The sequence below is a fragment of the Micromonospora sp. DT201 genome (assembly GCF_049841575.1).
Taxonomy (GTDB): Bacteria; Actinomycetota; Actinomycetes; order Mycobacteriales; family Micromonosporaceae; genus Micromonospora.
This window is the reverse complement of record NZ_JBNCKP010000013.1, coordinates 19,090-42,212: the sequence shown is the minus strand read 5'-3', so window position 1 is coordinate 42,212 and position 23,123 is coordinate 19,090. Positions and strand designations below refer to the sequence as shown.

Sequence of the window (23,123 nt, the reverse complement as noted above, 5' to 3'; positions counted from 1 at the left end):
CGGGGGCGAGGTCGACGTGTCGGCCTCCCCCTCTGTCACACCCACAGGGGCGCTCCACAGTGCCTGCCCACGAGGTCCTTTTGCCTGAGAGGTTCCGGGGAGGATTTGCCCCTTCGGCGCCGCCCTGCGTGCTGTCGGGCGGTCTCTCCCACGTGGGTGTTACCGGCATGGTCAACGCTACCAGCGCCGGTGTTTCCGGCAGATGTCCTACCCCTGGCTCCCGCCCGCAGCGGTGCGCGTCTGCGCGGTCACACCCCGACCGTCGTCGCCGCGACACCTCCGACCCGCGCGGCCAACTCCGGCAGCAGCGCACCCAGCGGCGCGTCGACGCACACGGTGGCGTGGCCGTCACCACGAGTCGGCCCCTGGTTGACGATCGCGACCGGGATGCCCTGTTTCGCCGCCCGAATCACGAAACGGCGCCCGGACATCACCGTCAACGACGACCCGAGCACCAGCAACGACCGGGCCTGTTCCACGGCCGCGAAGCAGCGCGCCACCCGCTGCGGCGGCACCGTCTCCCCGAAGAACACCACGTCCGGCTTCAACATCCCGGTGCCGCAGATCCCGCAGTCCACCGGCCGGAACGCCGCCACCTGCTCATCAGGGAGATCAACATCACCGTCCGGGTTGACCGCGGCGACCTGGGCCACGAAGTCCGGGTTGGCCTCGCGCAGCCGCCGGTCCAACTCCTCCCGGGAGGTCAGGTTGCCGCAGTCCAGGCAGGTCACCTCATCCAGACGACCGTGCAACTCGATCACCGATGTGCTGCCGGCCGCGCCGTGCAGACCGTCGACGTTCTGGGTGATCACCGCGTCGACCAGACCGGCGTGTTGCAGCCCCGCCACCGCCCGGTGCCCGGCGTTCGGCGCCGCACCCGCGATCAACCGCCATCCCAGGTGGCTACGCGCCCAGTAGCGCCGCCGCGCGAGCGGATCCCGGGTGAACGCCTGGAAGGTCATCGGGGTGTGCCGCCGCGCCACGCCGCTGGGCCCCCGGTAATCCGGGATGCCCGACTCGGTGGACAGGCCGGCGCCGCTGAGCACCACCACCCCACCGCCGGCCACCAGCGAGGTCAACAGGTCGAGGCTCTCCGTCATCCCTCAATGCTGCCTCAACCCACCCGCCGACGCCGACGGCAGCCGGGCCCCGGCTGTGGGCGCAGCCGCAGCCGGCGGTGACCGTCGGTCACCTCCGTCAGGGCGGATGCGGCAGTGAGCGGTATACCTCAGAGTCATATTCATACCTCTGAGGTATACCGCTCAACAGCACACCCTCATGGCAGGCAGCCACAGCGGATGCCGAGCGTCCCTCGCTGCGCCCGCAGCCCCATCTTGAGTCACGACCTGCTCGTCTGGGCGCCGGTGGCTGGCCGCTCTACGCGGTGACGACGTCGGCGACGACGCAGGCGATGTTGTCCGGCGCCCCCTGGGCCTGAGCCAGACCGATCAGGTTCCGCACCGTCTGCTCGGGATCGGTTGCCGCGCTCAGCGTCGACAGCAGGTCGGCACGGTCCACGACAGCGGACAGGCCGTCGGAGCACAGCAGGTACCGGTCACCGGGCAGGGCGGTGCGCAGCGCAAGATCCGCCTCGACCTGCTGTCCGCCACCGAGGGCACGCACCAGCACGGCGCGCTGAGGGTGCGCCGCGGCCTGCTCCCGGTCGAGCTTGCCCTGATCCACCTGAGCCTGCACCCAGGTGTGGTCCTGGGTGAGCAGGGACAACTCACCGCCGCGCAGAAGGTACGCCCGGGTGTCACCGATGTGCACCAGGGCCAGTTGGGAGCCGCTGCGCAGCAGCGCGGTCAGGGTGGTGGCCGGCTGGTGCTCGTCGGTCGCCAACCCCCGCACGACCCGATCGGCGTCGGTGACCGCAGCGGCCACCATCGTCAGCAGATCAACGGCCGGTGCATCGGTGAGTTCCAACGGCTTGAGGGCGTCGATGGCGGCGGCGCTGGCCGCGGCGCCGCCCGGTCCGCGCACGCCGTCCGCGACGGCGAACAACCGCCCACTGGCGTACGCGGCGTCCTCGTTGCTGTCGCGCACGATCCCGGTGTCACAACCAGCGGCGCAGCGGACGGCAAGGGTCGGATTCGTCTGAGACATGGTGGTACCCCCTTCAGAAAGGTGATCCACGAGGAAGGTGGCGAGCCGCGCCCGAGCCGCGGTATCGGCGGTGACCTGCTGCCAGTACGCGGTGATCGCCTCAGCCGCCGCCGCAGGCTCCAGACCACACACGGTGCGGATCGTCGCCAGCGGCATGCCGATGCGGCGCAGTTGGGCGACCAGCCGCGCCAACGGCAACTGGTCCGGGTCGTAGAGCCGGTATCCGGACTCCGGATCGACCGTGGCCGGCACCAGAAGCCCCACCTGGTCGTACAGACGCAACGCCTTCGGCGTCAGTCTCGCCGCCTGCGCGAACGCCCCGATGGTCAACAGCTCCACGTCGACATCCTCCTCGTGCCGGCCACAGCGACCGGCACGCACCAGGTTGGGGGTTGCCCAAAGGGCAAGGTCAAGTGCGCAACCCAGGAAACCAACCGGCCCCTGGTATCGCGTCTCCCACCGACACCGCCGGTAGGTTGGGCGCATGCGTGTCGTCATCGCCGGAGGCCACGGCAAGATCGCCCTACTGCTGCAGCGCCACCTCGCCGGGCGCGGTGACAGCGCCGTCGGTTTGATCCGCAACCCCGAGCAGGCCCCCACGCTGGCCGCCGCCGGCGCCACCCCCGTCATCTGCGACCTGGAACACGCCGACGTCGCCGAGGTCGCCGCGCACCTCGCCGACGCCGACGCCGTGGTCTTCGCCGCGGGTGCCGGCCCCGGCAGCGGCGCCGCCCGTAAGGACACCGTCGACCGGGGCGCCGCCGCGCTGCTCGCCGACGCCGCCACCCGCGCCGGTGTCCGCCGCTACCTGCTGATCTCCTCGATGGGCGTGGACGCCCCACCCTCCGCCGGCACCGACGAGGTGTGGGCGGCGTACCTGCGGGCCAAGAAGGCCGCCGAGGACGACCTACGCGGCCGCGACCTGGCCTGGACGGTGCTACGCCCCGGGCGGCTCAGCGACGACCAGCCCACCGGCCGCGTCACCCTCACCCGCCACGCGGGCCGGGGCGCGATCAGCCGCGCCGACGTCGCCCACGTCCTCGTCGCGTTGCTCGACGAACCAGGCACCACCGGAGCGACCCTGGAACTCGTCGGCGGGTCCACACCGATCGCCGACGCCGTCCACGCGGCCACCACCTGACCGCACCTCGGAGGAAAACCACATGGACCCGCAACCACTCGACCACCGCTTCACCGCGCCCATCGAGAAGGACGGCGCGTTCGCCACCTACGTGACCGTGCCCGACTCCGCCGAACTGCTCGGCACCCGCCGCGCCGTCAAGGTCACCGGCACGATCGACGGTCACCCGTTCAACGCCACCCTCATGCCCTCCGGCACCGGCCCGCACTGGCTACCCATCCGGGCTGCCCTGTGCAAAGCCATCGGCAAAAGCGAAGCCGGCGCCGAAGTCACCTTCCACCTCGAGCAACGCCTCAGCTGACCGCAGCCGGCCCGCCGGCAGGGGTGAACGGTCACCGGCTCACCGCGCAGCAGTGGGCGCACTGGGGCGATAGCGGCTGCCGCACGAAGCCGCCGAGCAGATCAGCGCGCCCACCACCGTCTAGGTCAGCGGACGTGACGCGCTGGCCTGCTGTGATGCGCTGTTGGTCCATGCGGCGCTGTCGCGCACGCAGGGCCTACTTCGACTCGACGCGTCCGATGGGTGTGGTGCTGTCGGCGAGCGCTGCGATGGCCCGCGTCCAGGCCGGGTCTTCGGGGTAGAGCTCGCTGCGCAGGTAGGCCCAAATGAGCGCGCGTACGGCGGCAACTCGGTCGGGGTTTTCGTCGGTGGTCTCGGCCGCGTCGAAGGTGGAGATGCCGCCGAGCCCGTGCTCGGCGTCGAAGATTTCCAGCCGGGTCTTCGGCCCGGGCGCCGCGGTGTAGGGGTCGCTGCGCCAGTCCTGCCGGTTGGAGAAGAAGGGGTGCCAGTCCTTCTCGCCGACGACGATGAGCACCTTGGGCGTCATGCCGTCGAAGTTGGTGCTGGTGAGTGCGACGTAGGGCTGCGCTGCTAGGCCATTCAGGTCTTCGCCGCAGCCGGGGGCGGCGATCATGACGCGGGCGCTGAAACGGGCGTCGACGGCTCCGACCGTTGACCCGTCGCTGGTGTCGGTGATGGTCTGGCCCGAGATCAGGCCGACGGTGTGACCGCCGGCCGAGTGACCGACGGCGGCGATGCGGCCGGTGTCCAGGCGACCCGCAAGTCCCGGAACGGCGCGTTCGATCTCGCCGAGGTGGTCCACGACCTGGCGGAGATCGTCGGCGCGTGACGTGAGGTACAGCGGCGCGTCCGGGTCCTCGGCCTCTCGCAGGCCGAGGAAGGTGGCGTCGAGGTGCGTGGGCTGGAGCACGACGAAGCCGTGCGCGGCCCAGAAGTTGACCAGCGGACCGTACCCGTAGAACGAGGAGACAAAGGTCGACGGGCCGTGCCCGTGCGAGAGAACGATGACCGGCAGATCACTGCCGACGGCCGGAGCCGTCACGCGAACCGCCAGCGAGACCGGGCGCCCCGGAACATCGATAAGGACGGGGTGGTACGAGTAGACGGGCTCAGGGTCCGTCACCGGGAGACCCGCAGCGTACGTCGACGGGTCTTTTGCAGAGTCGTTGAGTTCCATGGAGTGCTCCTTGCGAGTCGTTCCCACTGTCCGGGTGGATGCCGCGGCGAGCACCTCGTCTGCCGTCGACGCCGCCGCGAAGCCGGAGCCGAGCGGCCGCTGGAATTCCGAGGAGTGGGTCATGCATCCAGCGTGAGCGAGATCGGACGAACTTTGAATGCTTGACGGTGCGGATTTCCTTCGCGATAGTTCAAAACCGTGATGGTTGATCAGTTGTCCGAGGTGTTCGATCTCCTTGAAGTGCGCAGCCAGGTCTCCGGCGCGTTCGCGGTGCGAGGACGCTGGGTCACGCGGTCGGTGATCGCGAGCCCGCTGAAGTTGACAGTGATGGTGCGTGGCCGGTGCTGGCTGTCGACCGACGGGCTGGATGCCCCGATTGAGATGGAGGCCGGTGACGTCGCGGTCCTGACCGGCCGCTCGTGGCTGCGTGCCGAGGGCGGAACCGGCGACGGCCCGCCCGCGGAGTTCGCGCCCGAGCCGGGACACTATGCCCTGCGCGTCGGCGGCGCGGACTTCGCCGTCGACGACGTCATCCTCGGCGGCCACGTCGAGCTCAACCAGGCCGGCGCGGCGCTGCTGACGCAGACGCTGCCGCCCGTGGCGCTCATTCGCTCCTGCGACGCCGCCGCGCCCGCCCTACGGGCGTGCGTCGACCGCCTGGTCGAGGAGGTGACGGCCGAGCGGCTGGGCGCTGCCTTTGCCGTACGTCAGCACGCCCAGCTGCTGATCTTGGAGGTGCTTCGGGCTTACCTGGGCCAGGCCGAACTGCCGCCGGGGTGGCTGCGGGCGTTGACCGACGACCGGCTGCGTCCCGCGCTGACCCTCATGCACCGCGAACCGGGCCGGCCCTGGGGGTTGGAGGAACTGGCCCGTGCGGCGGCGATGTCGCGGACGTCGTTCGCCGTGCGGTTCCGCTCCGTGGCCGGTGTCCCCCCTCTGACCTACCTCAACTCCTGGCGGATGCTGCTGGCCCAGCGGGCGCTAAGCGACGCCGACGTCCGGATCGGGGCCCTCGCCGTGCAACTTGGCTACACATCGGAAAGCGCCTTCAGCACTGCCTTCAAACGAGAGGTAGGAGAGGCGCCCTTGCGCTACCGACACCGGCTCCGACAAACGTCCTGACCAGCGGCGCCGACGGCGAAGCTCCGACGAGCGCTGTGACGGATGCTCTACGAAACCTGCGCCCGCGCCGAGGAAACCCCGCACGCCCGGATCCTGCCCCGGCTGTCGACCAGCCGGCCCACCAGCACCGGCGGGTGGGGAGCATCAGCGGACCCCACCCGCCGGCCTCACCGCTGGTGGTGCCGCGGCAACGCCGCCTGCCCCTCCGCACCAACGGCGAACGGCACCCCCGGCGTCTCCGCCGCGATCCGGTCCATCGTGCGGGCCAGCTGCTCACTGCCATCGTCGAGATGTCGGGCCGCCGCCTGCATGTGCGACACCATCATCTCGCCGAAAATCCGCAACGCCTCCCGAGTGGCCACCGAGTCGTCGAAGCTCGACCCAGCCGCGCTGCGGTACTCCGTCACCGCCCGCTCCGCCGCCTGCTTCGCATCGGCCTCCGCCGCATGCATGTAGCTCTCGTACTGCACCCGGGCATACTCGGCGACCCGCCGCGCATAGTCATGCGCCTGCGCGATGATCTGCTCCGCCTCCCGTTGCGCCGCGGACAGCAGATTCACCTCCCGCGCCGCCGGGACCTTCCCCGCCGCCGCCGTGCTCGGAATCACCCCGTGCCGGTGCAACTCCACCCGGTCGTTCAGCCGCTCATTCTCCGCCCGCAGCGTCGCGATCTGCGTCGCCAGCAGGTCCAACTCATCAGCGACCTGCACCCGGAACCGGTCCACGTCGGCATTGTCATACCCACGCCGGGTGAACGACGCGGCACCAAACTCCCACCGCCGCACCCGATCGGCGGTGATCCGCACCTGCACACCGCCGGAAACCTGCATCCCGTCATACCGGCTGATCGGGGTCGCGCTCACCTGTGCTCGCCTCCGTTCGCGACTGCGGGGCTCGCAAGCTCACTCCTCGCGCTCACCTGTGCTCGCCTCCGTTCGCGACTGCGGGGCTCGCAAGCTCACTCCTCGCGCTCACCTGTGCCCACCTCCCGAAGTGTCACCGACGGGCGACTGCTGCACCGTCGTACGCCAAGCCGGGCCGTACCACTGACTACCCAGGCCCTCGTGGTGCACCTGACCCGCGTGGAAACCCGCCTGGCCCAACGCCTGCACCGCGTGCGAAACCATCTCGTCCGACCCACACACGTACACGTGCCGGGAACGCCAGTCACCGTCGGCCAACGCCCGGTCCACCGCCTGCACGAACTCCCCCGGCCGGTTCACATCGGCACCCACCACGTAGGTCACCGTCAACCACGGGTACGACGACGCCAACTTGTCGATCGCGTCGATGTCGTAGAGCTCACTGCGGGAACGGGCCCCCACATACAGGTCCACACGCCGGCGGGAACCCTCCGCCGCCACCTGCTCCACCAACGCCTTCACCGGCGCCCAGCCCGTACCCGCGACCAGCAACAACAGATCACTGGAACCAGCCGACCACAATCCCAGCCGCTCGCCCACCGGCGCCGCCAGGTGGATCCGATCCCCCACCGCCGACCCGTACACCAGCCGCGACGACACCGCGCCACCCGGCGCGGCCCGCACATGCAGCTCCAAGGTGCCATCCGCCCGCGGTGCGTTCGCCGGCGAGTAGTACCGCCACGAACGCACCGACGGATGCGACACCCCGATCGACTGACCCGGGGTGAACGGCAACAGGTACTGCGGACGCACCGTCAACACGGCCACGTCGAACGCCCGCCGCTCGTGCGCCACGATCTCGGCCACCCACCACGGCGGGTTCACCGCCTCGGCGGCCTGCGCGGCCTCCATCATCACCTGCGCGACCAACCCGTACGCGGCCGTCCACTCCTGAGCCAACTCGTCGGTCCACTGCTCCCCGAGGAAATGCTGCAGCGTCGCCAACAGCGCCTCACCGACCGCCGGGTAGTGCTCCGCGCGTACCGCGAACTTGCGGTGGTCCGCGCCGAGATCCTGCAGGAAACCCACGAGGCGGTCCACCTGGTCCACATTGGACACAATGTGCCCCAACGCGGTCACCAGACGATCCCGCTGCCCGGCCATGTTCGTCGGGAACATCTGCCGCGTCTCAGGATGAGCGAGGAACAACGTCGAGTAGAAATAGAGCGGGACCTGGTCGCCGTTGCCGGCGACCACTGACCAGCTCTGCTTGAGTCGGGCCGCGTCCACGCTCAGGCGTCCGACCGGTTCCCGGAGGCCACCACCTGGTCCTGCACCTGCCCCAGCACCGTCTGCACGTCGGCCACGATGTCGGCCGGCACACCCAGCTCGGTCAGCGTCGCCGTCAGGTGCTCGCCCACCTTCGCGTAGTGCTCCACCGTGATGTTCAACGGCTGGTGCGCCTCGGCCAACCCGCGACCGGTGTACTCGTTCGGGCCACCCAGCACCACGGTCAACATCAACGCCAGGTGCCGCCGCTGACCCGGCATGTCGACACCGGTGAAGTAACCCGCCAACTCCGGGTCGGCGAGGACCTTGTCGTAGAACAGCTCAACAGCCGCCTTGACCGAACTGGCACCGCCAATGCGGTTGTAGTGCGAGACAGGGGCGGTCTCTTCAGTAACCGTCACGGTCGTTCCTTCCGGGGGTGGAGGGTCGATAACCGTGTCGGACCATAGCGTGTCAACCGCTTCCGGTCAGCGCCGCCCTATCGCATTCCCGACAGCTGCCCGGAACGCACCGTCACCACCACCGACTGGCATCTCCACAGTCGGCCACCACAATGACACCGACAGTATCCACAGTGGAGCACAAAAGCCCACCGACTTGACCCACCGTTACCGTCCGTTGCGAGAAAACCAGCCCGAAAAAAACGGAACGTTCCGGCGCTCAGCCAGCCCGCCGACGCGCCCGCCGCGCCGCCAACTCGTCACCCACCGGATCCGACTCCGACGCCACCGCCGGCTCCACCGGGCCGCTCGTCGCCGGCTCCGCCGGCAAATGCGACAACGACCCCTGGATCTCCTTGAAAGCACCACCGATCGCGATCCCGAAGACACCCTGACCGCCCTGCAACAGGTCGACCACCTCCTCCGGGGACCGACACTCATACACCGTCGTCCCGTCAGAGATCAGCGTGATCCCGGCCAGATCCTCCACACCACGCGACCGCAACGCCTCGATCGCCTTACGGATGTTCTGCAGGGACACCCCCGCATCCAACAACCGCTTCACGACCTTCAACACCACCAGGTCCCGGAACGAATACAACCGCTGCGTCCCCGAACCAGAGGCGTCACGCACGCTCGGCACCACCAGCGTCGTCCGCGCCCAGTAATCCAACTGCCGGTAGCTGATGCCCACCGCCTGGCAGGCCGTCACACCCCGGTAGCCAACCGAACCGTCACCCTCAGTCGCCACACCTGGCGACGAGGCACCCGACTCGCCCAACTCTCCACCCGGATCGGAATCCTGCGGCTCGTGCATCCGGACAACCTCCCCGTCAGTGCGGCGACGCGTCGTTTCCGGGACGCGCACCCCTCGACACGGCAAACCCTATAGCCACCTTCAGGGGTTACCACGGAGGAACCGACGCGACACGCCGCGCAGCCACCGAGAAAGATCACCAACCGCACCAGAATCACACACCGTGACACCGGGAACCAGAGCCGAAGCCCACCTCAACCCGCGAAATCCTCCGGACGCACCTGATCCAGGAACTCACGGAACTTCTCCACCTCGTCCTCCTGCTCATCAGGGATGATGATCCCCGCCTCGCTGAGGACCTGCTCCGCACAACGAATCGGTGCACCGACACGCAACGCCAACGCGATCGAATCGCTCGGCCGCGCCGACACCCGCACCCCATCGCCGATCAACAGATCCGCGTAGAAGACGTTCTCCTTGAGCTCGGTGATCTCCACCGCCTGCAAGGGCGCCTTCAACGCCGCCAACACGTCCCGCAGAAGATCATGCGTCAACGGCCGGGCCGGCTTGACCCCCTGCTGCTCATAAGCGATAGCCGTCGCCTCGACCGCGCCGATCCAGATCGGCAAGTAGCGGTCCCCCTCGACCTCCCTGAGCAGGACGATCGGTTGGTTGCTGGGCAGCTCCACCCGAACTCCGACCACGCTCAGCTCGCGCACCGCCGCCTCCGTGTCGTTGTCACCTACGCCGCACCGCACCCTTCCCTGCACGGTACACGGACCGCGACACGGCCGTCCCATGCGCTACAGCACCACGTCCGCGCCAGAAAGGGGTTACCCCGGCAAGCCTACGGCACGCTTCCCGGAAGAGATCTTTCCGCTCAGCCACCCACCCGCCGGGCACCCTCAACGACCCAACGTCGAACGCAAACCCACCCGCACCAACGCCGCATGCAGCTGCTCCGACAACGCCACCAACTCACGCGCCGTCTCCGCCGCCCGAGCCCGCGCCGCCGGATCACTCTGCCGCGCCAACGGCGCCACCAACTGCGCGAACAAACCAACCTCACGGTCCGCCGCCGTCCGATAACCCCGCAGGTGCCGCGGCTCCAACCCGTACGACGCCAAACCCGCCACCGCCGACGCAATGATCAACGCGTCCGCGTCATACCAACCCGGCGGATCCGACACCAGCACACCGAGCCGCTCCAACTCCACCAACGTCGACTCGTCGATCCCACTACGCGACACCAGATCCGACCGGCCGAGCCGCACCTGCGACGACTCGGCCGGCTCCACAGACTCACGACCCGGCACCGCACCATCGGGACCAACCGCCACCAACGCCGGCCGCGACCGCCCCGGCTGCTCACCGGACGAGTCCCACTCCGCCAACTGCTCACGGATCACCCGCAACGGCAGGTACTTGTCCCGCTGCGCGGTCAACACGAACCGCAACCGCGCCACATCGTCCCAGCTGTACTTCCGGTAACCAGCCGCCGTCCGCTGCGGCTCGACCAAACCCTCAGCCTCAAGGAACCGCAGCTTCGAAATCGTGGTGTCCGGAAAATCCACCCGCAACTGCCCAAGCACCTCACCGATGCTCATCAGCGGCTGAGACCGAGCCGCCCCGGGTGACGTGGAGGCCGCAGGCTCGTTCACCCCCGGCCGGCCTCCTCCTCCGGGCGCGGACCGGCGATGAACACCACCCGGAACTTACCGATCTGAACCTCGTCACCATTGCTCAACGTGGCAGCCTCAACCCGCTCACGATTCACATACGTGCCGTTGAGGCTGCCCACATCCCGCACCGTGAACGTGCCACCGTCACGGTGGAACTCCGCGTGCCGACGCGACACCGTCACGTCATCGAGGAAGATGTCACTGTCCGGATGCCGGCCACTGGTCGTCACATCGTGGTCCAACAAGAACCGGGCACCCGCATTCGGGCCTCGACGAACCACCAGCAGCGCCATACCCGGCGGCAACGAACCGGACATCCGGCTCGGAACCACATCGGTGTCCGGCCCCTCAAGCACTTCGTCGAGCGAACCGAGATTGAGCGTCGAAGTGACGTCGAGCGGGGGGAACTCGTCGTCTGGCCGCGTCATGGGACCACCTCACGGATCTGTTCGGTCGGCGTCGGGTAATGGCGGGTCTGGCCGCCGGGCGATCGTTCACCCGGCGGCTGGCTCCCCGTGCCCGGGAAGGCAATTCCGCAACGCTCAACTATTGGTTTCTCGGTCGACTGGGCGAGCCTAGCCAGCGCCGAAATGCAGGGCAACCGGACGCGCGCAGACAGCCCACGCACCGGATCAAGCACACTCAGCCTTCGGTGATCTTCTGATAAGCGCCAGCCGTCAACAACCCGTCCGTCGCCGTCGGATCATTCGGCGTGATCTCCACCAACCAACCCTCACCGTACGGATCAGTGTTGATCAGCTCAGGGGTGTCACCCAACGCCTCGTTGCGCGCCGCAACCGTACCGGCCACCGGCGCGTAGATCTCCGACACACTCTTGGTCGACTCGATCTCGCCCAACGAATCACCGGCCGCGACCACCGCGCCCGCCTCGGGCAACTGCACGTACACGATGTCACCCAGCGCGTCCTGCGCGAAGTGCGTGATGCCGACACGGATCGAACCCGTGCCGTCACCCGCCACCCACTCGTGCTCGGCGGTGTATCGCAGATCCTCAGGAATCACCAGACGCGTCCTTCATCCATCGGTGCCCCGGACCACCCGGGCCCGGCGCGGCCGCGCCGGTCAGGAGACCGGACGGGCGTGTTCCAACTTAATCGGAGCATGCACTGCCGAAACCTCGGCAACCTCATGCTCCCCAAACGTCACGTTACCGCCGACACCCCGGACCGACGCCACCACCCCACCAGGAATGTTCAACGCCGTACGCATCGTCGCCGGATCACCGATCACCGTGATCGTGTACGGCGCCGCCAACCGACGACCGTCCACCACCAGCGGCCCGTTCTCCCCACCCAGGAAGTACGTCGAGGCGATGATCCGCGCCGTCGCCCCGTCACTCCCCGAGATCTGCATCGCCTCCGCACCCGCGCCCCGCAGCTCCTGCACCGCGTCCAGCACCCGGTTCGCCGTGATCGGCTTGGTCGCCGCGTCGAACCGCACCGTCAACCCCGGCCCGACCGCCGGCAACGTACCGGCCAGGATGCCCAACTCGTCCGCCCGCCGCGTCGCCTCGTCCAACGCCGCCTGACGGCCCTGCTCACCCGAGCGCAACTGCCGCTGACTGTCTTCCAGGGCACGAATGTCCTGCTGGAGACGGCTTTCCCGCGCATCCAGATCCGACAGGATCCGGACCAGGTCCTCCTGGCGCGTCGCCCCCAACGTCGGATCCGTCGACGTCGTCTTCAGCTGCACCACCAACGTGAAGCCCAGCAACGCCAACAACGCCGCGATCATCACGCCGGCCGTACTCAACCGGGACCGACCCGCCGCCACCGGCGCCGCCGACTCCACGGCCGGCTCCGACTCCACGGCCGGCTCCGCCAACCCGTCGGACCCCGCCACCGGCTCCCCCGACCGCGACACCGCCCTCAGGTCCACCGTCGCACCATCATCAACCGGCTCCACAGCGGGATCCTCGTCCGGCTGCTCCGGCTCCACAGGCTCCTGCGGAGCCAACGGGCTCAACTCGTCCGGATCCGGCGCATCCGGCCGCGGATCCGGCTCACCCGCCGGCCCACCCGGCCGCGCCGGCCCCGCCGGCTGCGGCCACCCGGTCCCCGTGTCGGTCTGCTCGTCACTCATCGCTGTCAAACCTACGCCCGGAACAGGTGCCGACGGATCGCCGCCACGTTGCCGAAGATGCGGACCCCCAGCACGACGACCACACCGGTGGACAACTGCCCGCCCACCCCCAACTGGTCACCCAGATACACGATCAGACCAGCAACCAGCACGTTCGAGATGAACGACACCACGAACTGCTTGTCGTCGAAAATGCGGTCCAACCTGGCCCGCACACCACCGAACACCGCGTCCAACGCGGCCACCACCGCGATCGGCAGGTACGGCTGCAACGCCGCCGGCACCGTGGGATCAAGCCACACACCGAGCACCACACCGGCGAGCAACGCCAGCACCGCGATCATCGGCCACCTCCGGAGGGGCTAGTGGTCGTCTTCGGGCCGGACGACCCAGGACTGCCGGACGGGACACCCGACGCAGAAGGGCTCGGACTGACCGAAGGCTTCGCGTAGCGTAGCTGCGGCTCCGGTGCCGCCGGCAGGGTGAGGTCGTCCGACTCCCGCACACCGAACGACAAACCCGTCTTCTGCGCCACATCCCGCATCAAATCCGCGTTAGGGCTGTCCTCAAACTTGCGCCGCAGCGAACCCGGACCGATCGCCGACACCTCGTACGGCCCGGTCACCGGCCGGAAATCCACAAGCATCGCCTCACCCGCCGACCGGATCGTCGACGTCGCCGTCAACCGCTGCCCGTTGATGGCGATCGCCTCCGCGCCAGCACTCCACAACGCGTTCGCCACCCCCTGCAGGTCGCTGTAAAGCACCCGCGACGGCCCAGCGCCGGCACCCGTCACCGCGTCCGCGTTGTCCGGTGCGTCCGCCAACCGCACCACCACACCATCGCCGCGCACCCGACCCAGCCCCGTGCTCGCCTCCAGGTCCCGCAACCGGGCGGCGGCCGACCCACTCAACGCCGCGTCCCGCTGCCGACTGACCTCTTCGCGCAGCTGGTCCGCACGCGTGGACAACCGATCGGTCTGACTCTCCCGATCCCGGATCTGCGCCACCAGACCGGACCGGGCCTTGCTGCGCCCCGGCTCGTCCGCCAACGTCTGTCGGTACGCGACCGCGAACAGGAAACCGAGCATCACCACCACGACCAGGCTGACCGACCGTGTCGGCCAGGCACGCCACCCCCGGGCCGGCTCACCGGACCCCGAGCCTCGCCGGGCAGCCGCCGCATCCGCGTACCCCGGGTCCAACGGGTTGCGAAACAGTTCGGTGAGGAAATCCGGCGCGTACACCCGGTCCTGGCGGGGTTTCCCGGGCCGTGGCGCGCTCACGCCGCCGCTCCACGGCCGCGCGCCGCGCGCACCAGCCGAGCCGCCTGCACCACGTACATCCCACCGGCCACCCAGTAGAGCACCAGCCCCCACCAGGCCAACGCCCAACCGATGGCGGCCGTCGCCGTCGCCGCCGCGCTCCACTCGGTGGCCAACAACAGCACCGGGAACGCCGCGAGCAGCAGGAACGTGGCGGTCTTGCCCACGTAGTGCACCGGCGGCGGCCCGTACCCGAAGCGGCGCAGCACCCCCAGCGAGCCGAGCAGCAGCAGTTCACGGGCCAGCAGCGCCGCGGTGAACTGCCACGGCACCACCTCCCGCGCGGTGAAGGCGACCAGCGTGGCGAGGATGTAGAGGCGATCGGCGAACGGGTCGAGCAGCTCCCCGAGGCGACTCACCTGGTGCAAGCGGCGGGCGATCCACCCGTCGACCCAGTCCGTGGTGCCGCCGATGGCCAGGACGACGATCGCCGCCACGTCGGCTCGCTCGACCAGGAACAGGTAGAGAAAGAGTGGGACGCCCAGCAGCCGCACGAAGCTGATCAGGTTGGGCACGGTGAGCACCTGGTTACCGGGGGCCTCGTCACCGGTGTCCGGCGGTTGCTCTGCCCGAGCCGGCCGACGCGACACCGATCCTCCTCCACGGCACGCAGGCCCCCGCCGACGTCGGGCGCGGCGGAGGGTCGTACGCGCTGTCGGGCCGGCCAGCGCCGGCTCCCCTACGGCCCCGGGCGGGGCCTCTTCCCTGACGCGGCCCGCGATCTCGATGATCACGGGCCGGGTAAGTGCGCTGTCACTATATCGGGCTTCCCTCGGCGCCCCGGGCGCCGCCATGTGCGGGTCGGTGCGGCTTTGCCGCACTGTGGCGTGGATCACCACGCGTAAAGCGTCCTAGGATACTAGAGGATGAGGTGGTCGGGCTCAGGCCGTCTGAACCACCGGATCCGTCTGCTGCTCGGGCACCGACTGAGCCGCCGCCCGACCGAACGCGACCAACGCCAACAACAGATCGTGCTGCACCCTCGCCGGCATCCGATCCAACACCGACTGCACCGCTCGGTGCCGCTGCTCGGCCAACTGCCTTAGCAGAGTCAGCGCGGCCGCGGTCGGCACCAACCGCACCTCACGCCGGTCACGCGGATCGGGCACCCGGCGCAGCAGACCGGTCGCCTCCAGCCGGTCGCAGAGGCGGCTCGCCGACGAAGGCACCACATCGAGCAGCTCCGCCAAGCCGTTGACATTGGTTTCCGATCTGCTGCTGATCAGGGTCAGTACCCGCAACTGCGTGGGCGGCACCTGGTGCCGCGACGCGGCCGAGTCGAGCACAGCGATCAGTGTCCCGGCAGCCGCGTCGATCGCCGCGGCGAGATCCGCAGGTCGCTCCACCTGATGTCCCCTGCCGTCGTCGCGCTGGTGCCGGCCCGACGGAGCGGCGGTGATCCTCACCCGCTGCCCCGCTCACGCGGACCATGCCAGTCCAAACAGACCACGACGGCGTCGTCGCGCAGATCGGAGTCCGCGTGGTAGGCGTGCAGTTCGCGCATCACCGTACCAACCGCCTCGGCCGCCGGCTGCAACCGTGTGGCGCGCAGGGAACGGGCCATCACCCGTTGCCCGTACGGCTCCTGGCCCGGCGGCTCGGCGGCCCACACCCCGTCACTGACCACGAAGAGACGGTCACCCGGCACGAGTTGCAACTCCTGTAGCTCGTAGCGGGTCTCCGCGAACATGCCCAGCGGCAACTGCTGATCCAGCTTTATCGGCTCCACCACGGCCCCACGCATCCGCAGCAGGTGCGGGGAGCCCGCGTCGACCGCCCGCACCCGGCCGGTGCGCGTGTCCACTTCGAGCAGCAGGGTAGCCACGTACCGGCGGCCCCGGTGCTGGTAGAAGACCGTGTCCGAGGCAAGCTCGGCCTGCTCGACCAGGCCGCCACCCGAGCGGCGCGCGTTGCGCATCGCGTTCACCGTGACAGCCGTCAGCATCGACGCGGGCAAGCCACTGCCCTCACCGTTGAGCACCGTCACGGTGAGACAGTCGCCGTCCAGAGACCAGTCGAAGTGGTCCCCACCCACGGTGTACGCCGGTTCGAGCTGGCCGGCCAGATCGAACGCGTGGTGCGCCACACCGCGACCGGGTAGCAGGTCCCACTGCATCTCAGCGGCCATCGTCAGTCGCTCACGGCGACGGGCCCGCCGGTAACGGTCGGTCTCCCGGTCCGCCGCGCGCATCGCCACCGCGAGAGCACCGGCGATGTCGGCCGCCTGGCCGGTGACGCTCGGACCCGGGACGGCGGGAAGCTCGATCAGCAGCACGCCCAGCCGCTCCCCCCACACCGTCAACGGCAGGTAGAGCCGGCAGGGACCGTCACCGACGCCGTCGCGCACCGGCTGCTGGCTGCTGAAGCACCGCTGCGCCACGGTGTGACAGGCCAGGAACCCGGCCGCCGGCAGGTCCGGATCCAGCACCGGCCAGAGCCCGCTGATCCGGTAGTCGGCGACGAACACGTCGGTGCGCAGCGCACCCAGCGTCGACCGGATCGCCTGGTCGGCCGCTTCCGCCAACTGGTCGGGCGGGGCCTCGCGCAGCGCGCGCGACACCACGTCCGGCGGGTCCACCATGGTCGTCCTCTCCAGAAGCTTGCTACAGGGCAAGCATCATACGGACGACCCCGGACGGCGAATCCGCCCGGTCAGTCGCCTCCGCGAGTCGCCAGCACACCATGGAACGCATCGGGCACCTGCGCCGGCGGACCCTCCGGCCGCCACTGGGCGATCGGGACGATTCCGTCCCCCGTCGGCGCCCACCGACCCAGCAGCGGCGCGAACGTCGCCGGTGAGCGCATCCGGAACTGCGGCCCCAACATCGCCAGCGCCTGCGGATGACCCACCAGCTCCTCGGTGTCGAAGTCCACGGCGAGCAGGCTGCCCGGCGCCGCAGCGGCGTACAACTCGTCGAGCGTGCGGGTCAGCGAAGCGTCGTCGAGGAACGCGGCGAGCCCGAGGAAGACCACGCCGACCGGCCTGCGGCCCCAACCCGGAACGAATCGGTGCAGCTGCGCCGGGTCGATCGTGCCGATGTCGGTCGCGTCACCGAAGCCGTAGCCGGCCCGGTCGCTGCCAGCGAGGATGCTCTGCCCCAGCCGGATGGTGACCGGATCGACGTCGGTGTAGAGCACGGTCGCCTCGGTCGCGACCTCGTGCACGTTGCCCATCGTCGGCACCCCGGCACCGAACACCAGAAAACCGTCCACGCCGTGGGCGACCATGGCCTGCACCGCCCGACCCAGGAACGCCCGCAACTCCCGGAAAACCGGCCCGCACGGCCCGTACGCCTGCTCGAACGCGTTCGCACCGGCCACGTCGACCGGGAAGTGGTGCTCCCCGCCGAGCCAAAAGTCGATCATGCGTGCGGTGCTCGGCTGCTCCGGTTCACCCATCGACAATGCTCCCTCCCCGACCGGTCGTCGCCAGCGTACCGACCCCGACGCGCTCAGCGGTATCGCGGCGCGGAGGCGTTCGCTCCCGTGATACTGGCCCCGGGCGGGAGGTGGGCGGTGAACTCGGCGAACAGCGCGGCAGTGGTGGTCGGCGTGGACGGCTCGGAGCCGGCGCTGCGCGCCGTACGCCTCGCCGCCACGGAGGCAGCGCGTCGCCATCGGCCACTACGTGTCGTACACGGGTTCAGCTGGCCGCTGCTGCACGTGCCAGTCTCCCCCGCCCCGAACGCGCCGCCCGGCGGCGGGTTGCGCCATCGGGCCGAGGAACTGGTCCAGGCCGCGGTGGCCGAGGCCGAGGCGACCGTACCCGGGCTGTCGATCTCCGGCGAGATCATCGACGGTGAGGCCGCCGCGGTGCTGGTGGGCGAGTCCCCCACCGCCGCGCTCATCGTGCTCGGCGACCGCGGGTTGGGTGGCTTCTCCGCGCTGGTGGTCGGCTCGGTCGCGGTGCAGGTCGCCGCGTACGCCGACTGTCCGGTGCTGGTGGCGCGCGGCGCGCAACGACCCGACGAGCCGGTGCTGGTCGCGGTGGACGGTTCGCCGGCCTCCCGACTGGCGGCCGACTTCGCCGCCGAGACCGCCGTGTCGCGCGGCGTGCCACTGGTCGCGGTGCACGCCTACCGACACCCGGGCAGCAACGGCCCAGGCGACATGCAACCCCTGGTGTACGACGAGGCGAAGCTGCACGGCGAGCAGGAGCGGGCGCTCGCCGGGTGGCTGACCGGGCTGACCGAGGACCACCGGGAGCTGCGGCTGACCTGCCGGGCGGTACGCGGCCGCACCGGCGCCGTGCTCGCCGAGGCGTCCCGCTGCGCCCAACTGGTGGTGGTGGGTGGGCAGGGGCGCGGCGAGGTGACCGGGTTACTGCTGGGGTCGGTGAGCCAGTCGATGCTGCACCATGCGCAGTGCCCTGTCGCTGTGGTCCACGAGCCCCGGTAGGACCCGGCGCACCGGTAGGACCCGAGGTTGGCCCGCCACCAGACGGGTAGACGGCCGCGGTACGCCCATGGCGACGAAGGAGGCTCCAGATGGCAGGACCACGGCCGGGCAGTAACGCCTACGACAAGCAGCGGGCGCGGTTGCGCAATGCGATCGACGACTCCGGACGCCGGGTGCCCGACGGCAAGGCCAACCAGGTCGCCAACAAGATCCTCCAGGAGGATCGCGGCCAACGGGGCGTGGTGCGCGGCGAACGCACCTACGGCCCGAAGAGCGAGCGTGAACCGGGCGACCCGAAGTGAGGAAGGTCGACGTGGCCGACGGCGCCATCGCGGGCGCCGTCGGCAGCACCGCGCTGAACGTGGTCAGCTACCTCGACATAGCGCTACGGGGGCGGCCGGAGAGCAACGTCCCGCAGGAGACCGTCGACCGGCTGGCCGGGATCGCGCACGTGGACCTGGGGTCCGGGGACCAGGCGGCCAACCGCCGCTCGGGCCTCGGGCCCCTGATCGGCTACGGGCTCGGCATCGCCGCGGGCGTCGCGTTCGCGCTGTACGCGGGTGGTCGGCGCCAACCGTTGCCGATGGCCACCGGCCTGCTCGGCGCCGGCGTCATGACCATGACCGACGGGTCCATCACCGCGCTCGGAATCAGTGACCCGCGCACCTGGCGGCGCTCCGACTGGATCTCCGACATCATCCCGCACCTGGCATACGGACTGACGGCCGCCGCAACCTGGAACAGGTTACGGCGGCCGTCAGGTCGCGGTCACTAGTTAGCGGTTGTCGCTGTCGTCGTCGGCCACCGGCTCACCGGCCGGCCCGTACGGCGACACCTGCCCCTTGGGCACCGGTCGACCGTCGTCGCCGCGCGACGTGCCACGGTTGGCCGGGTGCCCACCCGGGGCGGGGCCCTTGTTGTCCTGACTGGTTGCGCCCAGCGCGTTGCGGCGAAGCTCCTGCTGTTGCGGGTTCGTCACGGGGTGTCTCCCTCCGGTACGGCAGGCGGCATCGACCGCCTCCACGCCTCGGCATACCCGCCCGCTCCGGCGGCATTCCGGCCCCGGTCACCGGGGGAACGGCTAGCGGGTTCCGGATCGGGTAACCCGTCCGGGTGGGCAACGATCGAACAGTGGTGCGAGTCCTCCTGGACCGGCGTGGCCGCACGTACGCGGAAGAGGCCGGTATCCGGCTCTCCAACCGCCCCGGTCCGCTCTACCAGTTGTTGGTGCTGGCCACCCTGCTGAGCACCCGGATCCGGGCGTGTCTGGCGGTGGACGCCGCACGGGAGTTGTTCGCCGCGGGCTACCGCACGCCGCAGGCGATGGAGGCGGCCAGTTGGCAGGAACGCGTCGACGCGCTGGGCCGGGCCCACTACCGCCGCTACGACGAGCGGACCGCCACCATGCTCGGCACCGGTGCCCGGCTGTGCCTGGACCGCTGGCACGGTGACCTGCGACGGCTGCACCGCGACGCCCAGGGCGACCCCGCTGGTCTGCGGCGGCGGCTCACCGAGTTCCCCGGCATCGGCCCCACCGGGGCGGACATCTACCTGCGCGAAGCTCAGACGGTCTGGTCGGATCTGCGCCCGTACGCCGACCGTCGGGCCCTGGCCGGGGCGAAGCGACTGGGCCTGCCGGGCTCTCCGGACCGGTTGGCCGGCCTCGTCGACGAGCCGGACTTCGGCCGGCTCGCCTCAGCGCTGGTGCGCGTGGCGCTCGGCGAGGAGTCCGCCGGCGAGGTCACCCGCGTCGCCGCCCGGTGAGGCGGTCTACTTCACCGTCTTGTCGCCCGGCCGGGTCAGGTGCCACACCAGCAATGCGGCGAGCAACGCCAGGACCACCACCCCGCCGGAGATGCCTCGGCCCTCCTCGGGGCTGCGGCCGGCGCTGCCGAAATAGATCACCGCGAGGCCGGCGAGCACCGTGACGAACGTACGCAATCCTCGGTCCTTCACGTGTCGCACGCTAGGTGGGCCACATCCACGCAAGGAGTAATTTGACCCTAATATCCCTCTTTGGGGGTGGTCAGCGGTTGGCGGCGAAACCCCGCAGCCGCACCCGACGCACCGCCCGGTCACCGACCTCCACCACCTCCAGGGTCAACCCGGGCAGCCGCACCGTCTCCCCCGGTTCACTCGGCAGGTGCCGTAGCCGGGCCAGCACCAGCCCCGCCACCGTGGTGTAGTCCCGTGACAACGGAAAGCTCAACCGCACCCCCAGGTCGGGCAGGTCGTGCAGCGGAAAATCACCGGGCACCAGCAGGGACCCGTCCGCTTCCCGGATCACCCCGTGCACGTCGCGGTCGGTCTCGTCGTACAACTCGCCGACCACCTCGGCCAGCAGATCCTCCATGGTGACCATGCCGTCGATGCCGCCGTGCTCGTCGACCACCAGGGCGAGTTGCTGATGCTCCTGACGGAGCTGACGCAACGCGTCGGCGACGGGCAGGGTGACCGGCAGCAACAACGGCGAACGGACCCGTTCGCCCACCAAGGCGGTGCCGGCCTGCACCAGATCGCGGATGTGCACCACCCCGAGCACCTCGTCCAGGCCACCCGGGCCGGTGACGGGAGCGCGGGACCGCCCGGCGGCGGCGAGCTGACGAACCCCCTCATCGGCCGTCAGACCGGAAGCCAGTGTCGTCACCTCCCGCCGGGCCACCAGGATCTCCCGCAACGTCCGACCGGCGATGTCGAACGCGCCGGTCAGGATCTCCCGCTGTTGGGCCGACAGGCCGCGCTGGCTGGCCAGCATCTCCCGCAGCTCCTCCTCGGTCATCTCCTCACGGTTGGCTCGCGGGTCACCGCCGGCCAGCCGGACGACCGCGTCGGTGGCCCGGCTGAGCAGCCACACCGCCGGTCGGGACACGCGGGCGAGCAGGTCCAGCGGGCCGGCGCTCAGCAGCGCCCAGCGCTCTGCCCGCTGCATGGCCAGCCGCTTCGGGGCCAACTCTCCGAGCACCAGCGTGACGAACGTCAGCAGCACGGTCACCACCAGCACCGCGGCGGGGCGGGCCAAGCCCCCGAGGAAGCCCAGCGGCCCGACCAGCGGCCCGGCCAGCGACACCGCGGCTGCCGCCGAGGCGAGGAACCCGGCCAGGGTGATGCCGAGCTGAATCGTGGCCAGGTAGCGGTTCGGATCGCGGGACAGCCGCACCAACCGGTCACCGGCGCGGGTCCGTCGGCCCAGCCGCCGCAGCTGCCCCTCGCGCAACGTCACAAGTGCCATCTCACTGCCGGAGAGCGCGGCGTTGACAAGGACCAGCACGGCCACCAGCGCCAACTGCCCGAGCTGACCGCCCATCGCGCACCCCCGTCCGCCGCCTCAGGTCACTCAACCGCAGCGCGGCCGGCTCCGGGTCCGTTTCCGGCCCCGCTCAGTCGACCTCCAGGTCGTCCAGCGAGATGGCGTGGGTCATCAACCAGCGGGCCAGCGCCGACATACCGAACAGCCAGAGCGGCACCGATTCGGTGGGGCCGTTGGTGGCGTAGATGGCGAAGCGCAGGTCGGGGGCGCGGTACGCCTCGATCCGCCACCGGTGCTGCCGGTCCCGCCAGACCGCCGAAGGGTCCATGGCGTCACGGTAGGTGACCGCCGCCGACCCCGGGGGCGGGTTAGCCCGGCACCACCGTCGTCCCGAACACGATGCGGGCAACGGACACCACCAGGCTGATCCCGACTGCGGCGAGGATCAGCCAGCCGAACCCACGCCACCCCGAGCCACGGTCGGGCACCGGCACCGGCGGTGGTCTCCACAGCTCCCGGTAGGTCCAGGCCAGCACACCCACCCCGAACGGCAGGAAACCGACCCAGAACCAGAACCACCGGGTGCCGACCAGCGGCGGCGCACCGCCGATCAACCGGCCCAGCCAGAGCACGGTCAGCGCGCCAGCGAGCAGCGCCGCGGCGTTCCCGATCCGCGGGCCGGGGCCGCTGTCCGCGGGCCCGGTGGCAGAAATGGCGGCGAGCTGGGTGTCCCGCCAGCTCGGCCAGGTGCCCGCCGACGCGTCTGGCTCGGCGAGGTACGAGTCCGAGGCGGGCGGTGCACCGAAGGTGTACCGGATCTGGCCGTTCGGCACGGTCCAGGCCAGCATCCCGCCGTTCGTCGCATACTGCGGCCGAGGCCGGCTCCCCCAGTACGCGCCGCCGTCGGCCCAGCCGGACGCCCGCTGGAAGGCCACCACCTGGCCGGTCGCGAGATCGCGGTCGAGCTGGGCCTCGGTCGACTCGCGGGGCTCCACCCACCAGGCCAGCGGCACCCACAGCACCCAGAGCAGCGGCAGCCCCCAGCGCAGCGCCACCGGGACGACGACCCGCCACCGGCCGCCGAACGGCCGCGACGGGGTGGGGGACGCCTCGAGCACCCCGTTACGGTCGCACCCCGGCGGCCGCCCTGTCAGCCCCGAACCGCCGGGCTG

Annotated in this window: 30 protein-coding genes and 1 riboswitch; of the genes, 7 read left to right on the top strand and 23 right to left on the bottom strand. The window is 70.3% G+C overall.

The window, feature by feature from the left end:
• Positions 1–62: 62 nt before the first annotated feature.
• Positions 63–161, bottom strand: a riboswitch (glycine riboswitch).
• An 87-nt stretch (positions 162–248) separates the two neighbouring features.
• Positions 249–1,100: an NAD-dependent protein deacetylase gene (locus ACLQ28_RS20675; RefSeq protein ID WP_425687911.1), complete on the bottom strand. Its 852-nt coding sequence runs from the start codon at positions 1,098–1,100 to the stop codon at positions 249–251.
• A gap of 277 nt (positions 1,101–1,377) precedes the next feature.
• Positions 1,378–2,445, bottom strand: a complete 1,068-nt coding sequence (locus tag ACLQ28_RS20670) for a MerR family transcriptional regulator (protein ID WP_425687910.1) — start codon at positions 2,443–2,445, stop codon at positions 1,378–1,380.
• A 145-nt stretch (positions 2,446–2,590) separates the two neighbouring features.
• Here ACLQ28_RS20670 and ACLQ28_RS20665 point away from each other — a divergent pair, with 145 nt between their 5' ends.
• On the top strand, positions 2,591–3,247 hold the full coding sequence (locus ACLQ28_RS20665) for an NAD(P)H-binding protein (RefSeq protein WP_425687909.1): 657 nt from the start codon (positions 2,591–2,593) through the stop codon (positions 3,245–3,247).
• Positions 3,248–3,269: 22 nt separating this feature from the next.
• Positions 3,270–3,548: a DUF1905 domain-containing protein gene (locus tag ACLQ28_RS20660; RefSeq protein WP_357113245.1), complete on the top strand. Its 279-nt coding sequence runs from the start codon at positions 3,270–3,272 to the stop codon at positions 3,546–3,548.
• A gap of 196 nt (positions 3,549–3,744) precedes the next feature.
• Here the strand turns inward: ACLQ28_RS20660 and ACLQ28_RS20655 are convergent, their stop codons facing one another.
• A complete protein-coding gene (locus ACLQ28_RS20655; protein WP_425687908.1) occupies positions 3,745–4,848 on the bottom strand; it encodes an alpha/beta hydrolase family protein in 1,104 nt (367 codons plus the stop codon).
• A 78-nt stretch (positions 4,849–4,926) separates the two neighbouring features.
• On the opposite strand from ACLQ28_RS20655, the gene ACLQ28_RS20650 reads away from it, so the two are divergent.
• Positions 4,927–5,847: an AraC family transcriptional regulator gene (locus ACLQ28_RS20650; RefSeq protein WP_425687907.1), complete on the top strand. Its 921-nt coding sequence runs from the start codon at positions 4,927–4,929 to the stop codon at positions 5,845–5,847.
• 167 nt (positions 5,848–6,014) lie between these two features.
• Here the strand turns inward: ACLQ28_RS20650 and ACLQ28_RS20645 are convergent, their stop codons facing one another.
• The 15 genes from ACLQ28_RS20645 to ACLQ28_RS20575 form a co-directional block, all read right to left on the bottom strand.
• Positions 6,015–6,710 carry a DivIVA domain-containing protein gene (locus ACLQ28_RS20645; protein WP_425687906.1) on the bottom strand — a complete coding sequence of 232 codons (696 nt, stop codon included), beginning with the start codon at positions 6,708–6,710 and terminating at the stop codon, positions 6,015–6,017.
• Positions 6,711–6,818: 108 nt separating this feature from the next.
• Complete coding sequence (locus ACLQ28_RS20640) at positions 6,819–8,000, bottom strand: globin domain-containing protein (RefSeq protein WP_425687905.1); 1,182 nt, start codon at positions 7,998–8,000, stop codon at positions 6,819–6,821.
• 2 nt (positions 8,001–8,002) lie between these two features.
• Positions 8,003–8,401: a group I truncated hemoglobin gene (locus tag ACLQ28_RS20635; protein ID WP_425687904.1), complete on the bottom strand. Its 399-nt coding sequence runs from the start codon at positions 8,399–8,401 to the stop codon at positions 8,003–8,005.
• 259 nt (positions 8,402–8,660) lie between these two features.
• Positions 8,661–9,257: a MerR family transcriptional regulator gene (locus ACLQ28_RS20630; RefSeq protein WP_425687903.1), complete on the bottom strand. Its 597-nt coding sequence runs from the start codon at positions 9,255–9,257 to the stop codon at positions 8,661–8,663.
• A gap of 194 nt (positions 9,258–9,451) precedes the next feature.
• Positions 9,452–9,916: a bifunctional nuclease family protein gene (locus ACLQ28_RS20625; protein WP_354996482.1), complete on the bottom strand. Its 465-nt coding sequence runs from the start codon at positions 9,914–9,916 to the stop codon at positions 9,452–9,454.
• Between the two features lie 186 nt (positions 9,917–10,102).
• Complete coding sequence (locus ACLQ28_RS20620; protein ID WP_425688066.1) at positions 10,103–10,804, bottom strand: MerR family transcriptional regulator; 702 nt, start codon at positions 10,802–10,804, stop codon at positions 10,103–10,105.
• Positions 10,805–10,854: 50 nt separating this feature from the next.
• Positions 10,855–11,307 carry an oxoglutarate dehydrogenase inhibitor Odhl gene (gene odhI, locus ACLQ28_RS20615; protein ID WP_007071101.1) on the bottom strand — a complete coding sequence of 151 codons (453 nt, stop codon included), beginning with the start codon at positions 11,305–11,307 and terminating at the stop codon, positions 10,855–10,857.
• A 214-nt stretch (positions 11,308–11,521) separates the two neighbouring features.
• Positions 11,522–11,902 carry a glycine cleavage system protein GcvH gene (gcvH, locus tag ACLQ28_RS20610; protein WP_354996485.1) on the bottom strand — a complete coding sequence of 127 codons (381 nt, stop codon included), beginning with the start codon at positions 11,900–11,902 and terminating at the stop codon, positions 11,522–11,524.
• Between the two features lie 60 nt (positions 11,903–11,962).
• Complete coding sequence (locus ACLQ28_RS20605; RefSeq protein WP_425687902.1) at positions 11,963–12,982, bottom strand: DUF881 domain-containing protein; 1,020 nt, start codon at positions 12,980–12,982, stop codon at positions 11,963–11,965.
• Between the two features lie 11 nt (positions 12,983–12,993).
• Positions 12,994–13,326 (bottom strand): small basic family protein, encoded by a 333-nt coding sequence (locus ACLQ28_RS20600; protein WP_030327710.1) that lies wholly within the window; start codon positions 13,324–13,326, stop codon positions 12,994–12,996.
• Positions 13,323–14,267: a DUF881 domain-containing protein gene (locus tag ACLQ28_RS20595; protein ID WP_425687901.1), complete on the bottom strand. Its 945-nt coding sequence runs from the start codon at positions 14,265–14,267 to the stop codon at positions 13,323–13,325. Before ACLQ28_RS20595 ends, ACLQ28_RS20600 begins: the two co-directional genes overlap by 4 nt.
• Positions 14,264–14,896: a CDP-alcohol phosphatidyltransferase family protein gene (locus ACLQ28_RS20590; RefSeq protein WP_425687900.1), complete on the bottom strand. Its 633-nt coding sequence runs from the start codon at positions 14,894–14,896 to the stop codon at positions 14,264–14,266. Before ACLQ28_RS20590 ends, ACLQ28_RS20595 begins: the two co-directional genes overlap by 4 nt.
• A gap of 291 nt (positions 14,897–15,187) precedes the next feature.
• Positions 15,188–15,652 carry a MarR family winged helix-turn-helix transcriptional regulator gene (locus tag ACLQ28_RS20585; RefSeq protein ID WP_425687899.1) on the bottom strand — a complete coding sequence of 155 codons (465 nt, stop codon included), beginning with the start codon at positions 15,650–15,652 and terminating at the stop codon, positions 15,188–15,190.
• Positions 15,653–15,708: 56 nt separating this feature from the next.
• A complete protein-coding gene (locus ACLQ28_RS20580; protein WP_425687898.1) occupies positions 15,709–16,887 on the bottom strand; it encodes a PP2C family protein-serine/threonine phosphatase in 1,179 nt (392 codons plus the stop codon).
• 71 nt (positions 16,888–16,958) lie between these two features.
• Complete coding sequence (locus ACLQ28_RS20575) at positions 16,959–17,705, bottom strand: SAM-dependent methyltransferase (protein ID WP_425687897.1); 747 nt, start codon at positions 17,703–17,705, stop codon at positions 16,959–16,961.
• 117 nt (positions 17,706–17,822) lie between these two features.
• Here ACLQ28_RS20575 and ACLQ28_RS20570 point away from each other — a divergent pair, with 117 nt between their 5' ends.
• From ACLQ28_RS20570 to ACLQ28_RS20560, 3 genes are all read left to right on the top strand, one after another.
• Positions 17,823–18,704, top strand: coding sequence for a universal stress protein (locus ACLQ28_RS20570; RefSeq protein ID WP_425687896.1), 882 nt, complete (start codon positions 17,823–17,825; stop codon positions 18,702–18,704).
• A gap of 89 nt (positions 18,705–18,793) precedes the next feature.
• Positions 18,794–19,006, top strand: coding sequence for a phosphatidylethanolamine-binding protein (locus ACLQ28_RS20565; RefSeq protein WP_425687895.1), 213 nt, complete (start codon positions 18,794–18,796; stop codon positions 19,004–19,006).
• Positions 19,003–19,479 carry a hypothetical protein gene (locus ACLQ28_RS20560; protein ID WP_425687894.1) on the top strand — a complete coding sequence of 159 codons (477 nt, stop codon included), beginning with the start codon at positions 19,003–19,005 and terminating at the stop codon, positions 19,477–19,479. Before ACLQ28_RS20565 ends, ACLQ28_RS20560 begins: the two co-directional genes overlap by 4 nt.
• Here the strand turns inward: ACLQ28_RS20560 and ACLQ28_RS20555 are convergent, their stop codons facing one another.
• Positions 19,480–19,683, bottom strand: a complete 204-nt coding sequence (locus ACLQ28_RS20555) for a hypothetical protein (RefSeq protein ID WP_425687893.1) — start codon at positions 19,681–19,683, stop codon at positions 19,480–19,482.
• Between the two features lie 134 nt (positions 19,684–19,817).
• On the opposite strand from ACLQ28_RS20555, the gene ACLQ28_RS20550 reads away from it, so the two are divergent.
• On the top strand, positions 19,818–20,468 hold the full coding sequence (locus ACLQ28_RS20550; protein WP_425687892.1) for a hypothetical protein: 651 nt from the start codon (positions 19,818–19,820) through the stop codon (positions 20,466–20,468).
• A gap of 6 nt (positions 20,469–20,474) precedes the next feature.
• Here ACLQ28_RS20550 and ACLQ28_RS20545 read toward each other — a convergent pair whose 3' ends face one another.
• From ACLQ28_RS20545 to ACLQ28_RS20530, 4 genes are all read right to left on the bottom strand, one after another.
• A complete protein-coding gene (locus ACLQ28_RS20545; RefSeq protein WP_036410487.1) occupies positions 20,475–20,660 on the bottom strand; it encodes a hypothetical protein in 186 nt (61 codons plus the stop codon).
• Between the two features lie 70 nt (positions 20,661–20,730).
• Positions 20,731–22,008, bottom strand: a complete 1,278-nt coding sequence (locus tag ACLQ28_RS20540) for a hemolysin family protein (protein ID WP_425687891.1) — start codon at positions 22,006–22,008, stop codon at positions 20,731–20,733.
• 73 nt (positions 22,009–22,081) lie between these two features.
• Positions 22,082–22,279, bottom strand: coding sequence for a hypothetical protein (locus ACLQ28_RS20535; RefSeq protein ID WP_030327722.1), 198 nt, complete (start codon positions 22,277–22,279; stop codon positions 22,082–22,084).
• 40 nt (positions 22,280–22,319) lie between these two features.
• Positions 22,320–23,069: a hypothetical protein gene (locus ACLQ28_RS20530; protein WP_425687890.1), complete on the bottom strand. Its 750-nt coding sequence runs from the start codon at positions 23,067–23,069 to the stop codon at positions 22,320–22,322.
• Between the last annotated feature and the right edge of the window lie 54 nt (positions 23,070–23,123).

Bases quoted from the DNA above. Each gene is read 5' to 3' on its own strand.
- ACLQ28_RS20675 (WP_425687911.1), bottom strand. From the start codon at position 1,100: ATGACGGAGAGCCTCGACCTGTTGACCTCGCTGGTGGCCGGCGGTGGG.
- ACLQ28_RS20660 (WP_357113245.1), top strand. From the start codon at position 3,270: ATGGACCCGCAACCACTCGACCACCGCTTCACCGCGCCCATCGAGAAG.
- ACLQ28_RS20630 (WP_425687903.1), bottom strand. From the start codon at position 9,257: ATGCACGAGCCGCAGGATTCCGATCCGGGTGGAGAGTTGGGCGAGTCG.
- odhI (WP_007071101.1), bottom strand. From the start codon at position 11,307: ATGACGCGGCCAGACGACGAGTTCCCCCCGCTCGACGTCACTTCGACG.
- ACLQ28_RS20575 (WP_425687897.1), bottom strand. From the start codon at position 17,705: ATGGGTGAACCGGAGCAGCCGAGCACCGCACGCATGATCGACTTTTGG.
- ACLQ28_RS20655 (WP_425687908.1), bottom strand. From the start codon at position 4,848: ATGACCCACTCCTCGGAATTCCAGCGGCCGCTCGGCTCCGGCTTCGCG.
- ACLQ28_RS20620 (WP_425688066.1), bottom strand. From the start codon at position 10,804: ATGAGCATCGGTGAGGTGCTTGGGCAGTTGCGGGTGGATTTTCCGGAC.
- ACLQ28_RS20650 (WP_425687907.1), top strand. From the start codon at position 4,927: ATGGTTGATCAGTTGTCCGAGGTGTTCGATCTCCTTGAAGTGCGCAGC.
- ACLQ28_RS20580 (WP_425687898.1), bottom strand. From the start codon at position 16,887: ATGGTGGACCCGCCGGACGTGGTGTCGCGCGCGCTGCGCGAGGCCCCG.
- ACLQ28_RS20535 (WP_030327722.1), bottom strand. From the start codon at position 22,279: ATGGACCCTTCGGCGGTCTGGCGGGACCGGCAGCACCGGTGGCGGATC.
- ACLQ28_RS20665 (WP_425687909.1), top strand. From the start codon at position 2,591: ATGCGTGTCGTCATCGCCGGAGGCCACGGCAAGATCGCCCTACTGCTG.
- ACLQ28_RS20605 (WP_425687902.1), bottom strand. From the start codon at position 12,982: ATGAGTGACGAGCAGACCGACACGGGGACCGGGTGGCCGCAGCCGGCG.
- ACLQ28_RS20600 (WP_030327710.1), bottom strand. From the start codon at position 13,326: ATGATCGCGGTGCTGGCGTTGCTCGCCGGTGTGGTGCTCGGTGTGTGG.
- ACLQ28_RS20540 (WP_425687891.1), bottom strand. From the start codon at position 22,008: ATGGGCGGTCAGCTCGGGCAGTTGGCGCTGGTGGCCGTGCTGGTCCTT.
- ACLQ28_RS20565 (WP_425687895.1), top strand. From the start codon at position 18,794: ATGGCAGGACCACGGCCGGGCAGTAACGCCTACGACAAGCAGCGGGCG.